This window comes from Pseudonocardia cypriaca (assembly GCF_006717045.1).
In the GTDB taxonomy this organism is placed as follows: Bacteria; Actinomycetota; Actinomycetes; order Mycobacteriales; family Pseudonocardiaceae; genus Pseudonocardia; species Pseudonocardia cypriaca.
This window is the reverse complement of the sequence record NZ_VFPH01000001.1, coordinates 1229807-1245160: the sequence shown is the minus strand read 5'-3', so window position 1 is coordinate 1245160 and position 15354 is coordinate 1229807. Positions and strand designations below refer to the sequence as shown.

Here is a 15354-nt window from a genome sequence, read left to right as displayed (position 1 = left end):
CTAACCGACGAACGCGCCGTTCGTCGGAATCGTGCGGGACTAGAGGACGGCGCGGACGGCCCGCTCGAAGCCCACGACGTGCTCCAGCGCCAACCGTCCCGCCGTGTCGGCGTCGCCCTCGACGATGGCCTCGAGGAGGGCGACGTGCTCCCCCACGTGGCCGGCGATCGCCGGGATGCGGTCCAGGAACAGGCACCAGATCCGGGTGGCGAGGTTGTCCTGCCGCACGAGGATGTCCTCCAGGTACGGGTTCCCCGCCGCGCGGTAGATCTCGCGGTGGACCCGGACGTCGCGCCGGAGCAGCTCGCGCCGGTCGCTGATGCGGGCCTCGAGCCCGGCGACGTCCTCGGCGAGGTCGGCGAGGCGCGCGCGTGTGGCGGCGGAGGAGTTCTCCGCCGCCCGGGATGCCGCGAGCGGTTCCAGCTGCGCGCGGATGTCGGAGATGTGCGCCAGGTCGGTGATGTCGACCGCGGTCGCGAACGTCCCCCGCCGGGGATAGGCGACCACGAGCCGGTCGCCCTCCAGCCGCTTCAACGCCTCGCGCACGGGCGTGCGACCGGTGCCGAGCTCCTGGGCGAGCGCGTCGTCGTTCAGCGGGTCACCCGGCCGGATGTCCAGCATGACCAGGCGATCACGGATCCCCTCGTACGCCTGGTCGGCGAGCGACGCCGGTACGGCCAGCTGCGCGGCGAGACCCATGACCACCCCTTGACGTCGTCCCGAGAGCGGACCTACCGTACACCGCCGACTGATATATCAGTCTAGAGACCTTGGTACGACAGATCGGATGCCAGATGCTCCCGACCCAGGTCCGGACCACCCTCAACAGCAGCCTCGCCCAGGTAGACCCCGAGATCCACGCGGCGGTCGGCGCGGAGCTCCGGCGCCAGGAGACGACGCTGGAGATGATCGCCAGCGAGAACTTCGCCCCCGTCGCCGTGATGCAGGCCCAGGGCTCGGTGCTCACCAACAAGTACGCCGAGGGCTACCCGGGCCGCCGGTACTACGGCGGGTGCGAGCACGTGGACGTCGTCGAGCGGCTCGCCACCGACCGGGTCAGGGACCTCTTCGGCGCGACCTTCGCGAACGTCCAGCCGCACTCCGGCGCCCAGGCCAACGCCGCCGCCATGGCCGCGCTCCTGCAGCCCGGCGACACGATCCTCGGCCTCGACCTCGCCCACGGCGGCCACCTGACCCACGGCATGCGGCTCAACTTCTCGGGCCTGCTCTACGACGTCGCCGCCTACCACGTCCGCGAGGACGACCACCGCGTCGACATGGCCGAGGTGGAGCGGCTGGCGCAACAGCGCCGCCCGAAGCTGATCGTGGCCGGCTGGTCGGCCTACCCGCGCCACCTCGACTTCGCGGAGTTCCGCCGCATCGCCGACGAGGTCGGCGCGTACCTGATGGTCGACATGGCCCACTTCGCCGGGCTCGTCGCGGCCGGGCTGCATCCCTCACCGGTGCCGCACGCGCACGTCGTCACCACCACCACCCACAAGACGCTCGGCGGGCCCCGCGGCGGCGTGATCCTCTCCGCCGAGGACGACCCGGCGCTGCGGAAGAAGCTCAACTCGGCGGTGTTCCCCGGCCAGCAGGGCGGCCCGCTCGAGCACGTGATCGCCGCCAAGGCGGTGGCGTTCAAGCTGGCCGCGAGCGAGGCGTTCCGGGACCGGCAGGAGCACACGCTGCTCGGCGCGCGGCTGCTCGCCGACCGGCTGCTCGCGCCGGACTCGCGGGCCGCCGGCATCGGCGTGGTGAGCGGCGGCACCGACGTCCACCTCGTGCTCGTCGACCTGCGCCACTCCGAGCTCGACGGCAAGCAGGCAGAGGACCGGCTGCACGCCGCGGGGATCACCGTGAACCGCAACGCGGTGCCGTTCGACCCGCGGCCCCCGATGGTCAGCTCCGGGATCCGGATCGGCACGCCGGCACTCGCCACCCGTGGATTCGGCGCGGACGAGTTCGCCGAGGTCGCCGACATCATCGCGACCGCGCTGCGCCCGGCCACCGACGACAAGGCCATCGCTGCACTGCGCGAGCGCGTGGCCGCGCTCGCCGCACGCTTCCCCCTCTACCCGGCTCTCGAGGACGGTCCCCGATGAACCCGCTGCCCGAGCACCCGGACGTCCTGTGGCGCAACCCGGAGCCGAAGCGCTCCTACGACGTGGTGATCGTCGGTGCGGGTGGGCACGGCCTGGCCACCGCCCACTACCTCGCGAAGAACCACGGCATCACGAACGTCGCGGTACTCGAACGGGGCTGGCTCGCCGGCGGCAACATGGCCCGCAACACCACGATCATCCGCTCCAACTACCTGTGGGACGAGAGCGCGGCGATCTACGAGCACGCGCTGCGACTGTGGGAGGGCCTCGAGGACGACCTCGGCTACCCGATCCTGTTCAGCCAGCGGGGCGTGCTCAACCTGGCGCACAGCCTGCAGGACGTGCGCGACAGCGTCCGCCGGGTGGAGGCCAACCGACTCAACGGGGTCGACGCCGAGTGGCTCACCCCCGACGAGGTCAAGAAGGTCTGCCCGATCGTCAACACCTCGCAGGAGATCCGCTACCCGGTGCTGGGCGCCACCTACCAGCCCCGCGCCGGCATCGCCAAGCACGACTACGTCGCCTGGGGCTTCGCCCGCCGCGCCGACGAGGCCGGGATCGACCTCATCCAGGACTGCGAGGTCACCGGCTTCATCACCGACGGCGATCGGGTCACCGGCGTGCGCACGACCCGCGGCGACATCGCCACCGGCAAGGTCGCCCTCTGCGCCGCGGGCCACACCTCGGTGCTCGCCGACCAGCTGGGCCTGCGCCTGCCACTGCAGAGCCACCCGCTCCAGGCACTGGTCTCCGAGCTGCTCGAACCCGTGCACCCCACCGTCGTCATGTCCAACGCGATCCACGTCTACGTCTCGCAGGCCCACAAGGGCGAGCTCGTGATGGGCGCCGGCATCGACTCCTACAACGGCTACGGCCAGCGCGGCGCCTTCCACATCATCGAACGCCAGATGGCCGCCGCGGTGGAGCTGTTCCCGGTGTTCGCCCGCGCCCACCTGCTGCGCACCTGGGGCGGCATCGTCGACACCACCCCCGACGCCTCCCCCATCGTCGGGCTCACCCCCTACGCGAACCTCTACCTCAACTGCGGGTGGGGCACCGGCGGGTTCAAGGCCACGCCCGGCGTCGGCTGGTGCATGGCCCACACCATCGCCCACGACGAACCACACCCCTACAACGCCCCGTTCACCCTCGAACGCTTCGTCACCGGCGCGCTGGTCGACGAGCACGGCGCCGCCGCCGTGGCCCACTAGGAGAAGCCGTGCAACTCATCGAATGCCCCTGGTGCGGACGACGCGAGGAAACCGAGTTCCACTACGGCGGGCAGGCCCACGTCGCTTACCCGGCCGACCCGGCCGCGCTCACCGACGAGGAATGGGCGCACTACCTGTTCTTCCGCGACAACCCCAAGGGCCTGTTCGCGGAGCGGTGGAGCCACTCCGCCGGATGCAGGCGCTGGTTCAACGCCGTGCGCGACACCGCGACCTACCGGTTCCACGCCGTCTACCGCCCCGACGAGCCCCGCCCGGTGAGCTCATGACGGAGTTCCGCGTTCCCGCCGGTGGGCGGATCGACCGCGCCACCGCCTACCGCTTCACCTTCGGCGGCGTTCCGTACACGGGGCACCCCGGCGACACCCTCGCGTCGGCGCTGCTGGCGAACGGCGTGCACGCCACCGGCAGGAGCATCGCGCTCGGCCGTCCCCGCGGCATCGGCGCGGCCTGGGCCGAGGATCCGGGCGGCCTGGTGCAGATCGAGGAGCCCTTCCCCGAACCGATGCTGCTCGCCACCACGATCGATCTCGTCGACGGGCTCGCCGCTCGCGGCGTCCCCGGCCAGGGCCGGCTCGCCGACGTGCCCGACTCCGCCCGTTACGACGCGAAGCACGCGCACGCCGACCTGCTCGTGGTCGGGGCGGGCCCGTCCGGCCTCGTCGCAGCGCTCACGGCGGCACGGGCAGGGGCCCGGGTAGTGCTCGTCGACGAGCAGTCCGAGCCGGGCGGGGCGCTGCTCGGCAGCGCCGACCGCGTCGACGGCGGTCCCGCCCTGGACTGGGTCGCCGCCGCGACGGCCGAGCTGGCGTCGTACCCCGACGTGCTGCACCTGCAGCGCACCACGGCGTTCGGGCACTACGACGACGGCTTCGTGCTCGCCCTGGAGCGGCGTGCGGACCATCTCGGTCCCGCGGCGCCGCGCAACCGCTCGCGCCAGCGCGTGTGGCGGATCCGCGCGCGCCACGTGCTCATCGCGACCGGCGCGCACGAGCGCCCGATCGTGTTCGCCGACAACGATCGCCCCGGGATCATGCTCGCCGCATCGGCCCGCACGTTCCTGCACCGCTACGGCGTGCTGGCCGGCCGCGACGCCGTCGTGTTCACCACCGACGACGCCGCCTACGCCACGGCGGTCGACCTCGCGGACGCCGGGGCGCGGGTGCACGCCGTCGTCGACGCACGGCCGGAGGCGCCCGCGCAGTGGCGTGCGGAGTGCGAGCGGCGTGGCATCCCGGTGCGCACGGGGCAGGTCGTCACCGGCACGGAGGGCACCGAGCGGGTGAGCGCCGCCCTCGTCGCGGAGCTGCAGGGCGGCGAGCGCGAGCGGATCACGTGCGACCTGCTGCTGGTCAGCGGCGGGTGGAACCCCGCGGTGCACCTGTTCAGCCAGGCCCGCGGCCGGCTGCGCTACGACGACGGGCTGGGGGCTTTCGTGCCGGGCGAGACGCTGCCGGGCACGTCCGTCGCCGGCTCCGCGACCGGCGTCCTCGACCTGGACGGCTGCCTGCGCGACGGTGCCCGCGCCGCGCTCCTCGTGCTCGCGGACCTGGGGGTCGACGCCGGCGGGGTCGCGGCGCTGCCCACCGCGGAGGCGGGCCCCGAACGCACCCCACCGCTGGTGCTGTGGCGGGTGCCCGATGGGGACACCAGCACCCAGTTCGTCGACGTCCAGCGCGACGCCACCGTGGCCGACATCGCCCGCGCCGTCGGGGCCGGGTTGCGCAGCATCGAGCACGTCAAGCGGTACACGACGATCGGCACCGCGCACGACCAGGGCAAGACGTCCGGGATCGTCGCGGCCGGGATCACCGCCGAGCTGCTCGGCGTGCCCGTCGCGGACCTCGGCACCACGACGTTCCGCCCGCCGTACACGCCCGTGGCGTTCGCCGCGCTGGCCGGCCGCAACCGCGGCGCCCTCTTCGACCCCGAGCGCGTCACCGCCGTGCACGACTGGCACGTCGCGCGCGGCGCGGTGTTCGAGGACGTCGGGCAGTGGAAGCGGCCGCGCTACTACCCGCTGCCCGGTGAGGACATGGAGACCGCCGTCCTGCGCGAGTGCGCCGCGGTCCGCGGCGGCGTCGGGATCCTCGACGGTTCCACGCTCGGCAAGATCGACGTGCAGGGCCCGGACGCCTCGGTGCTGCTCGACCGGCTCTACACGAACCTGATGAGCAGCCTGAAGGTCGGCTCCGTGCGCTACGGCGTGCTGTGCGGCGCCGACGGGATGGTGCTCGACGACGGCACCGTGCTGCGCCTCGCCGAGGACCGGTTCCTCGTCTACACCACCACCGGCGGCGCCGCGAAGGTGCTCGACTGGATGGAGGAGTGGCTGCAGACCGAGTGGCCCGACCTGCGCGTGCACCTCACGTCGGTCACCGAGCAGTGGGCCACCTTCCCCGTGGTCGGGCCGCGCTCCCGGGACGTGATCGCCGCGGTCTTCCCGGACGTGGACGCCTCGAAGGGGGCCTTCCCGTTCATGGCGTGGCGCGACACGCGGCTCGGCGAGGTCCCGGTGCGGATCGCCCGCGTCAGCTTCTCCGGCGAGCTCGCCTACGAGGTCAACGTCGACGCCTGGCACGCGCAGGCCGTCTGGGACCGGCTCATCGAGGCGGGCGAACCGCACGGCATCACCCCGTACGGCACGGAGACCATGCACGTGCTGCGCGCGGAGAAGGCCTACCCGATCGTCGGGCAGGACACCGACGGCACCGTCACCCCGCAGGACCTCGGGATGTCGTGGGTGGTGTCGAAGAAGAAGCCCGACTTCGTCGGCAAGCGCTCCTTCGACCGGGCCGAGAACCGCAACCCGCTGCGCAAGCAGCTGGTCGGCCTGCTGCCGCTCGACCGCACCGTGCTGCTGCCCGAGGGCTCGCAGGTCGTCGAGGGCTCCGACCGCTCCGGGCGGCTGCCCGAACCGCCCGTGCCGATGCTCGGGCACGTCACGTCCAGCTACCGCAGCGCCGAGCTGGAGCGGACCTTCGCCCTCGCGCTGGTGCGGGCGGGCCGCGACCGCATCGGCCAGACCCTCCACGTTCCGGTCGGCGACGCGTTGGTCCCCGTGGCGGTCACCGAACCCGTGCTCGTCGACCCGGAAGGAGCCCGCCGTGACGGTTGAGCTGCCGCGCACCGGACCCCTGCACGGCTGGTCGGAGCACTTCGCCGATCTCCCCGACGGGGTGCAGATCATGGCTGAGCCGTTCGTCGCGATGGCCGACCTGCGCGTCGACCCGACCGGGCCGGCCGCGGACGCCGTCGCCGCGCACCTCCGCGCTGCCCTGCCCACCAGGCCGTCCTGGGTGGATGGCGAAAGGACCCGGGTGATCTGGCTGGGGCCCGACGAGTGGCTCGTCACGAGCCCGTTCCGCAACCCGGAGGAGCTGGAGGCGGATCTCCGGGCGGCCGTCGGCGCGGAAGGGGCGGTGGTCGACGTCTCCGCGCAGCGCACCACGTTGCGGCTGCGCGGCGAGCACGTCCGCGACGTGCTCGCCACCGGCTGCGCGATCGACCTGCACCCGCGCGCGTTCCCGGCGGGGTCAGCGGTGCAGACCACCCTCGGGCTGGCCGGCGTCGTGCTGCTGGCCCTCGACGACACGGCCACGCACTACCAGCTCCTGGTCCGGTCCTCCTTCGCCCGCTACCTCGCCACCTGGCTGCTCGACGCGGCCACCGAGTTCAGGGGAGCCTGATGCCCAGCACGCCACGAGTCGTGATCATCGGAGCCGGGATCGTCGGGACGAACCTCGCCGACGAGCTGACCTCCCGCGGGTGGGACCGGGTCACCGTCGTCGACCAGGGCCCGCTGCCGCTCACCGGCGGCTCCAGCTCGCACGCGCCCGGCCTGGTGTTCCAGACGAACGCGTCGAAGACGATGACGGAGTTCGCGCGCTACACCGTCGAGAAGTTCTCCGGCCTCGACCTCGACGGCGCCTGGTGCTTCAACCAGGTCGGCGGGCTGGAGGTCGCCACCACGCCGGAGCGGTTGGTCGACCTGCACCGCAAGCACGGCTGGGCCACGTCGTGGGGCGTCGAGAGCCGGGTCGTCGACGCGGACGAGTGCGTGCGCCTGCACCCGCTGCTCGACCGCGAGCGGGTGCTCGGGGGCTTCCACGTGCCGACCGACGGCCTCGCGAAGGCGCCCCGGGTGGTCGCCGCCCTCGCCCGCCGCGCGGAGGCGCGGGGCGCCCGCTTCCAGGGGTCGGCCCGGGTCACCGGCATCGAACGGTCCGACGGGCGGGTCACCGGAGTGCGCACCGCCGACGGCGTGCTGCCGGCCGACGTCGTGGTGTGCTGCGCCGGGTTCTGGGGGCAGCGGGTGGGCGCGATGGTGGGCATGCCGGTGCCGCTGCTGCCGCTGGCCCACCAGTACGTGAAGACCGGGCAGGTCGCCGAGCTCGTCGGCCGCAACAACGAGGTCACCGAGGCCGGTCTGCCCATCCTGCGCCACCAGGACCAGGACCTGTACTTCCGCGAGCACGTCGACCGGCTCGGGATCGGCAGCTACGCCCACCGCCCGATGCCGGTGCGGCTGTCCGACCTCGACGATGACGGGCAGGTCAGCGCGGCGGCGATGCCGTCGATGCTGCCGTTCACCGAGGAGGACTTCGCGCCGTCCTGGGAGCAGAGCCGGTTGCTGCTGCCCGCGCTGGCGTCGGCGAAGGTCGAGGAGGGCTTCAACGGCATCTTCTCCTTCACCCCGGACGGTGGCCCGCTGATCGGCGAGTCGCCCGACGTCGCCGGGTTCTGGATTGCCGAGGCGGTCTGGGTGACGCACTCGGCGGGGGTGGCGAAGGCCGTCGCGGAGCTGCTGACCGACGGCCGGTCGAGCGTGGACCTGCACGGGTGCGACGTGCACCGCTTCGAGGAGGTCCAGCTCACCGACGACTACGTCAGCGAGACCTCCCAGCAGAACTTCGTGGAGATCTACGACGTGCTGCACCCCCTGCAGCCGAAGGATTCGCCGCGCAACCTGCGGGTCAGCCCGTTCCACGCCCGGCAGCAGGAGCTGGGCGCGGTGTTCCTGGAGGCGGCCGGGTGGGAGCGACCGCACTGGTACGAGGCGAACGCGCCGCTGGTCCTGCAGCTGCCGCGGGAGTGGGTTCCGCCGGAGCGCGACGAGTGGTCGGCGCGGTTCTGGTCCCCCATCGCCGCCGCCGAGGCCTGGCGGACCCGCGAGGGCGTGGCGATGTACGACATGACCCCGCTCAAGCGGCTCGAGGTCACCGGCCCGGGCGCGCTGGCGCTGCTGGACCGGCTCACCACCGGCAAGATGGACAAGTCCGTCGGCTCGGTCACCTACACCCTCGCGCTCGACGAGGCGGGTGGCGTCCGCAGCGACCTGACCGTTGCCCGGCTGGGCGCCGACCGGTTCCAGGTCGGCGCGAACGGCAACCTCGACCTCGACCACCTCCGCCGCCACGCCCCCTCCGACGTGCAGGTGCGCGACATCACCGGTGGCACCTGCTGCATCGGCGTGTGGGGTCCGCTGGCCCGCGACCTCGTCCAGCCCCTGTCCCGCGAGGACTTCTCCAACGAGGCGCTGAAGTACTTCCGGGCCATGCCGGCGCGGATCGGCGGCGTGCCGGTCACCGCGATGCGGCTGTCCTACGTGGGCGAGCTCGGCTGGGAGATCTACACCAGCGCCGAGTACGGGCTGCGGCTGTGGGACGTGCTCTGGGAGGCCGGTCAGGAGCTGGGCGTCATCGTGGCCGGACGGGCCGCCTTCAACAGCCTCCGGCTGGAGAAGGGCTACCGCTCATGGGGTCACGACATGACCACGGAGCACAACCCGTACGAGGCGGGACTCGGCTTCGCGGTACGGCCGCAGAAGGGCGACTTCGTCGGCCGCGACGCGATCGCAGGCCTCGACGCGGACGCGGTCACCCGCAGGCTGTCCTGCCTCACCATCGATGACCGGCGCAGCGTGGTGCTCGGCCACGAGCCGGTGTTCGTCGACGGGCGGCCGGCGGGCTACGTCACCAGCGCAGCGTTCGGGCACACCATCGGCGCGCCCATCGCCTACGCATGGCTGCCGGCGAGCGCGACCCCGGGCACCGCCGTCGAGATCGAGTACTTCGGCCGCCGCATCCCGGCCACGGTGGCCACGGAGCCCCTCGTGGACCCGGAGATGACCCGCATCCGGCGCTGACGACCCGTGCTCCTCCGCCTCCGCCCCACCACCTCGACCAGGAAGGGCGCCGCCGTGCGCAACCAGACCATCGGGCAGTTCCTCATCGCCCTCGCCGCTCGGGTCCCCGCGCCCGGCGGCGGCGCGACCGCCGCGCTGCACGCCGCCCAGGCCGCCGCGCTCGTGGCGATGGTCGCGCGCTACAGCGACGGCCCGAAGTACGTCGAGCACGCCGGAGCGATCGGGCGCATCCGCGACACCGCCGACGAGCTGCGCGAGACTGCGCTCACGCTCGCCGAGGACGACGCGGCCGCGTTCACGGCGGTCACGGAGGCCTACCGGCTGCCGAAGACCGGCGCCGCCGAGGCCGCGACGCGGTCCGCCGCGATCGCCACTGCGCTCCTCGCCGCGGCCCGCCCACCCGCGTTCGTCATCGGGGTCGCCGCCCGCGTCCTCGACCTCACCGAGGAGCTGCTGCCCATCGGCAACCCCAACGTGATCAGCGACGTGGCCGCAGCGGCCGAGGCGGCGCGGGCCGCGGCGACCACCGCGCGGGTCAACGTCGAGATCAACCTCACCGGGGTCGAGGACGCGCAGGCCAGGAGCGAGCTGCTCGCCGCGGCCGGTTCGGTCGGCGGGCTCTGCGACCGGGCCGACAAGGTGACAGGCGAGGTACGTGCGGGGCTCGCCTCATGACCGCCTCGCTCGGTGGCCGCGAGCTCGCGGCCGACCTGCGCCGTCGCACCGCCGAGTCGGCCGCGACGCTGACCGCGGCCGGCAGGCCGCCGCGGCTCGCGATCGTCGTCGCGACGGCCGACGAGTCCAGCGCGTGGTACGTGCGCTCGATCGCGAAGGCGGCGGCCGCGGCCGGGATCGTCTGCGACGTCGTGTCCCCCACCCCGACGGAGATCCACACCGTCCTGAGCCGGCTCGGCGCGGACGACGACGTGCACGGGATCATCCTGCAGACGCCGCTCCCGGCAGGGGTCGACGTCGGCGACCTGGCCCCGGCGATCCCCCCGGCGAAGGACGTCGACGGCGCCAACCCCGCGAGCCTGGGCCGCCTCGCCGCGGGCCTGCCTTCCTTCCCGCCTGCCACCGCCGAGGCGGTGCTGGCGCTGCTCGACCACCACGGTGTCCCGCTGTCCGGTCGGCACGCCGTCGTCGTGGGCCGCTCGACCGTGGTGGGCAAGCCGGCGGCGCACCTGCTGCTCGACCGCGACGCCACGGTGACGATCTGCCACTCCCGCACCAGCGACCTCGCCGCGATCACCCGGCAGGCCGACGTGCTCGTCGCGGCGGTCGGCAGGCCCGGGCTGATCACGACCGAGCACGTGTCGCCCGGAACCGTCGTGATCGACGTCGGGACCAACCCGACCGCGGACGGCGGGCTCGTCGGCGACGTCGACCCGGCCGTCGCGGAGACGGCGGGCGGCCTGACCCCCGTGCCCGGCGGAGTCGGGCCGGTCACGACCGCGCTGCTGCTGCAGCACACCGTCCGGGCCGCGGGTGGGCCATGACCATCAGCGCCTTCGACCTGTTCAAGGTCGGCATCGGCCCGTCGAGCTCGCACACGGTGGGGCCGATGCGCGCGGCGAGCTCGTTCGCGAGCCGCCTGGAGCGGGACGGGCTGCTCCCCCGCACCGCCCGCGTCCGTGCCGAGCTGTTCGGCTCGCTCGGGGCCACCGGGCACGGGCACGGGAGCGTCAAGGCCGTCGTGCTCGGGCTGGAGGGCGAGCAGCCCGACCTCGTCGACCCGGCGGCCGCCGATCCCCGGGTCAGCGCCGTCCGGGACGGCGGCCGCCTGCTGCTCGCCGGCGAGGTGTCGATCCCGTTCTCCGTCGACGACGACGTCGTGCTGCACCGGCGCAAGCGGCTGCCCTTCCACACCAACGGCATGATCTTCCGTGCCTTCGGCGCCGACGGCGGCGAGCTGACGGCCAGGGAGTACTACTCGGTCGGCGGCGGATTCGTCCTGGACGAGGACGAGGCAGGGCGCCCGGTCCTCGTCGAGGACCCGACGCCGGTGCGCTATCCGTTCACCACCGGCGAGGAGTTGCTGCGGCGCACCCGCGAGACCGGGCTGCGCATCAGCGACCTCATGCTCGCGAACGAGCTGGCGTGGCGCACCGAGCAGGACGTGCGCGCCGGGCTGCTGCACATCTGGTCGGTGATGCAGGAGTGCGTCGAGCGCGGGACGCACACCGGCGGCGTGCTTCCCGGCGGGCTGAAGGTGCGCAGGCGCGCCGCCGCGCTGCGCGAGCGGCTCGACGCCACAATCGACGAGCAGGACCCGCTGCGCGCCGTCGACTGGGTCACCCTCTACGCGCTCGCCGTGAACGAGGAGAACGCCGCCGGCGGCCGCGTCGTCACCGCCCCGACGAACGGCGCGGCCGGCATCGTCCCGGCCGTCCTGCACTACTACCGGCGTTTCATCGGCTCGTTCTCCGACGACGGGGTGGTGCGGTTCCTGCTCACGGCCGCCGCTGTGGGGCTGCTGTTCAAGGAGAACGCCTCGATCTCCGGGGCCGAGGTCGGCTGCCAGGGCGAGGTCGGATCGGCCTGCTCGATGGCCGCCGCAGGCCTCGCCGAGGTGCTCGGGGGCACCCCGGAACAGGTCGAGAACGCCGCTGAGATCGGCATCGAGCACAACCTCGGGCTCACGTGCGACCCCGTCGGCGGGCTCGTGCAGATCCCGTGCATCGAACGCAACGCCGTGGGCGCCGTCAAGGCCATCACCGCGGCCCGGCTCGCCGTGCGCGGCGACGGGCGGCACCAGGTCACCCTCGACAAGGCGATCAAGACGATGCGCGAGACCGGGGCGGACATGAAGGACAAGTACAAGGAGACCGCCCGCGGCGGTCTCGCCCTCAACGTCGTCGAGTGCTGAGCGCCGAGGAGTCCCGTGACGAGCACCTTCATCCTCACCCTGAGCTGCCCGCAACGCCCGGGCATCGTGCACGCGGTCACCGCCTTCCTCTTCGAGCAGGGCTGCGACATCGTCGAGCACCAGCAGTTCGACGACCGGGTGCGCGGCACGCTGTTCCTGCGCACCGAGTTCGTCACCGCGCGGGAGACCGACGCCGAGGCCCTGTCGGCGGCGTTCGAGCCGGTGGCGGCCGAGTTCGGCATGGCGTTCGGCCTCACCCGTGACAGCCCGCAACGGGTGCTGGCCATGGTGTCGAAGGCCGGGCACTGCCTCAACGACCTGATCTTCCGCTGGCGGGCCGGGAGCCTCGGTGGCGAGCTCGTCGCCGTCGTCTCCAACCACGAGGACCTGCGGCCCATGGCCGAAGCGGCCAGCCTGCCCTTCCACCACGTGCCGGTCACGCCGACCACCAAGCCGCAGGCCGAGCGGCGGCTGCTCGAGCTCGTCGAGGAGTACCACGTCGATCTGGTGGTGCTCGCCCGCTACATGCAGGTCCTCTCCGATGGCATGTGCCGCACGTTGCACGGGCGGGCGATCAACATCCACCATTCGTTCCTGCCCGGCTTCAAGGGAGCCAAGCCCTACCACCAGGCGTACGACCGCGGCGTGAAGCTCGTCGGCGCCACCGCCCACTACGTGACGCCGGACCTCGACGAGGGCCCCATCATCGAGCAGGAGGTGATCCGGATCGACCACACCTTCGACCCCCGCCACCTCACCACCGCGGGCCGGGACGCCGAGGCGCTCGCGCTGTCCCGTGCCGTGCGCTGGCACTGCGAACGTCGCGTCCTGCTCAACGACCGCAGCACGGTGGTCTTCCGCTGACCGGTAGTCGCTCCTGTACCGCTGCTCAGGGGCTCCCGCCCGCCGAATCCGTGACGTTTCAATCCACGACGAGGACGATCTTCCCGGTGGTGCGCCCGGTCTCACCGTGGGCGTGTGCCCGGGCGGCCTCCGTGAGCGGGAAGGTCGCATCGACGTGGGCGCGGAGCCTGCCCTGCTCGGCGAGTTCGGCGATGGCGCGCATGCCCGCGTGGTCGGCTTCGACGAGCAGCCCCTGCAACCGGACGCCCCGCTCGGCGGCCTTCCTCGCGTCGGCGGCGTCGACGGCCGGGTCGCTCGACACGAGCGAGATCATCCTGCCGCCCTCCCGCAGGACGTCCAGGGACCGGGTGCGCACCTCGCCGGCGAGGGTGTCGAGGACCACGTCGACGTCGTCGAGGGCCTCGGCGAAGTCCGTGGTCCGGTAGTCGATCAGCTCGTCGGCGCCGAGCTCGCGCAGGAAGTCGTGCTTCGCCGCGCTGGCCGTGCCGATGACGTGCGCACCGCGCGCCTTCGCGATCTGCACGGCCAGGTGGCCGACCCCGCCCGCCGCGGCGTGGATCAGCACTCGCTGGCCCGGCTGGACGTCCACCGTGTCGACCAGCGACTGGTGCGCCGTCAGCGCGGCGAGGGGCAACGCGGCGGCCCGCACGTGGTCGAGGTTCGCCGGCTTGCGGGCGAAGGACCGCGTGGGCGCCTTGGCGTACTCGGCGTACGCCCCGCCGCCCCGCGGGTAGGGCAGCATGCCGAACACCTCGTCGCCGGGCTCGTACAGGGTGACCCCGCTGCCGACCCGCTCAACGACCCCGGCGACGTCCCACCCGAGGACCGGCACCGGTTCCCTCATCCAGGGCAGGCCCGCGCGGTGCTTCCAGTCGGTCGGGTTCACGCCCGCCGCGTGGACCCGGACGACGATCTCCCCGGGGCCCGCGACGGGCTGCGGCCGCGTGACCACGTGGAGCACGTCCGGGCGGCCGAGCACGTCTTGGCTGATAGCGCGCATCGTGGCGCCCTCGCTTCCGCTCATGATCTCAGTCTGTTGAGGACCCGAGCGGGCGACAATGGCATGATTGCCACTATTCGATGGGATCCTGCCAGCAGCGGTGGTCCCCGATCCAAGGAGCCACACCGTGCCGAGAGCGCACCGGGTCGCCGTCCTCGCCATCGACGGGGTGTATCCGTTCGAACTCGGCATGCCGAGCCGGATCCTCGGCGCCACCGAAGGCCTCTACGAGGTGCTGACCTGCAGCGTCGACGGTCGCCCGGTACGCACGAGCAGTGACTTCACCGTCGCCGTCGAACACGGCCCCGAGCTGCTGTCCACGGCCGACACGGTGGTGATCGCGCCGTTCGCCCCGCCCCCCGACGACGCCGAACCGATCGTGCCGGAGCTACCGGAACCGATCGCGGAAGCCTTCCGGCAGATCCGGCCCGGCACCCGGCTCGTGTCCATCTGCACCGGCGCCTTCGTGCTCGCCGCCGCCGGTATGCTCGACGGTCGCCCGGCCACCACCCACTGGCAGGCGGCCGAGCCGTTCCGCCGCCTCTTCCCGAAGGTCGACCTGAACCCCGACGTGCTGTTCGTCGACGACGGCGACGTCCTGACCTCCGCAGGCGCAGCCTCCGGCGTCGACCTGTTCCTGCACCTGCTGCGCACCGACCACGGCAGCGAGATCGCCAACCGGGCCGCCCGCCGCTGCGTGGTGCCTCCCTGGCGGGACGGTGGGCAGGCGCAGTACATCGAATCGCCGGTCCCCCGGACCACACAGGACGGCACCGCGGCCGCGCGGCAATGGGCCCTCGCGCACCTGCACGAACCCCTCGTCCTCGCCGATCTCGCCGAGCACGCCCGGATGAGCCTGCGCACCTTCGCCCGCCGCTTCACCGACGAGGTCGGCACGAGCCCCGGGCGATGGCTCACCCAGCAACGCCTCGCCCGCGCACGTCACCTCCTCGAATCCAGCGATCTCCCGATCGACGAGATCGCCGGCGAGGTCGGCTTCGCCACCAGCACGTCCCTGCGCCAACACCTCCACGCGGCGATCGGGGTCTCCCCGCTGGCCTACCGGCGCACGTTCCGGGCGGCGCGCGCCTGACGGACTTCCCCCCGCCACACGTCGCCGTCGGGATCCGGGAAGACGC

Annotated in this window: 13 protein-coding genes; 11 read left to right on the top strand and 2 right to left on the bottom strand. The window is 73.0% G+C overall.

Going from position 1 to position 15354, the window contains the following annotated elements; translation table 11 throughout:
- Nucleotides 1-39: 39 nt before the first annotated feature.
- On the bottom strand, nucleotides 40-699 hold the full coding sequence (locus tag FB388_RS05810; protein ID WP_142097909.1) for a GntR family transcriptional regulator: 660 nt from the start codon (nucleotides 697-699) through the stop codon (nucleotides 40-42).
- 95 nt (nucleotides 700-794) lie between these two features.
- Between FB388_RS05810 and glyA the strand changes: the two genes are divergently transcribed.
- The 10 genes from glyA to purU are packed head-to-tail and all read left to right on the top strand — an operon-like array spanning nucleotide 795 to nucleotide 13215.
- Nucleotides 795-2105, top strand: coding sequence for a serine hydroxymethyltransferase (gene glyA / locus FB388_RS05805; protein WP_142097907.1), 1311 nt, complete (start codon nucleotides 795-797; stop codon nucleotides 2103-2105).
- Nucleotides 2102-3316: a sarcosine oxidase subunit beta family protein gene (locus FB388_RS05800; RefSeq protein WP_142097904.1), complete on the top strand. Its 1215-nt coding sequence runs from the start codon at nucleotides 2102-2104 to the stop codon at nucleotides 3314-3316. The genes glyA and FB388_RS05800 overlap by 4 nt, the downstream gene beginning before the upstream one ends.
- Nucleotides 3317-3324: 8 nt before the next feature.
- Entirely contained in the window at nucleotides 3325-3603 is a 279-nt protein-coding gene (locus FB388_RS05795) for a sarcosine oxidase subunit delta (RefSeq protein WP_142097901.1), read from the top strand.
- The gene (locus tag FB388_RS05790; RefSeq protein ID WP_142097898.1) at nucleotides 3600-6452 is read left to right on the top strand and encodes a 2Fe-2S iron-sulfur cluster-binding protein; all 2853 of its coding nucleotides are present in this window, start codon (nucleotides 3600-3602) and stop codon (nucleotides 6450-6452) included. Before FB388_RS05795 ends, FB388_RS05790 begins: the two co-directional genes overlap by 4 nt.
- On the top strand, nucleotides 6442-7023 hold the full coding sequence (locus FB388_RS05785; RefSeq protein WP_211361782.1) for a sarcosine oxidase subunit gamma: 582 nt from the start codon (nucleotides 6442-6444) through the stop codon (nucleotides 7021-7023). Before FB388_RS05790 ends, FB388_RS05785 begins: the two co-directional genes overlap by 11 nt.
- Nucleotides 7023-9482, top strand: a complete 2460-nt coding sequence (locus FB388_RS05780; protein ID WP_142097895.1) for a GcvT family protein — start codon at nucleotides 7023-7025, stop codon at nucleotides 9480-9482. Before FB388_RS05785 ends, FB388_RS05780 begins: the two co-directional genes overlap by 1 nt.
- Before the next feature lie 6 nt (nucleotides 9483-9488).
- A complete protein-coding gene (locus FB388_RS05775; protein ID WP_246121656.1) occupies nucleotides 9489-10157 on the top strand; it encodes a cyclodeaminase/cyclohydrolase family protein in 669 nt (222 codons plus the stop codon).
- Nucleotides 10154-10981 (top strand): bifunctional 5,10-methylenetetrahydrofolate dehydrogenase/5,10-methenyltetrahydrofolate cyclohydrolase, encoded by an 828-nt coding sequence (locus FB388_RS05770; protein ID WP_142097888.1) that lies wholly within the window; start codon nucleotides 10154-10156, stop codon nucleotides 10979-10981. Before FB388_RS05775 ends, FB388_RS05770 begins: the two co-directional genes overlap by 4 nt.
- The gene (locus FB388_RS05765; protein WP_142097885.1) at nucleotides 10978-12351 is read left to right on the top strand and encodes an L-serine ammonia-lyase; all 1374 of its coding nucleotides are present in this window, start codon (nucleotides 10978-10980) and stop codon (nucleotides 12349-12351) included. The genes FB388_RS05770 and FB388_RS05765 overlap by 4 nt, the downstream gene beginning before the upstream one ends.
- Before the next feature lie 15 nt (nucleotides 12352-12366).
- Nucleotides 12367-13215, top strand: a complete 849-nt coding sequence (gene purU, locus FB388_RS05760) for a formyltetrahydrofolate deformylase (protein WP_142097882.1) — start codon at nucleotides 12367-12369, stop codon at nucleotides 13213-13215.
- A gap of 58 nt (nucleotides 13216-13273) precedes the next feature.
- On the opposite strand, the gene FB388_RS05755 is transcribed toward purU, so the two are convergent.
- Nucleotides 13274-14215 (bottom strand): NADP-dependent oxidoreductase, encoded by a 942-nt coding sequence (locus FB388_RS05755; RefSeq protein ID WP_142102627.1) that lies wholly within the window; start codon nucleotides 14213-14215, stop codon nucleotides 13274-13276.
- Nucleotides 14216-14342: 127 nt separating this feature from the next.
- Between FB388_RS05755 and FB388_RS05750 the strand changes: the two genes are divergently transcribed.
- Complete coding sequence (locus FB388_RS05750; protein WP_142097879.1) at nucleotides 14343-15308, top strand: GlxA family transcriptional regulator; 966 nt, start codon at nucleotides 14343-14345, stop codon at nucleotides 15306-15308.
- Nucleotides 15309-15354 lie beyond the last annotated feature (46 nt).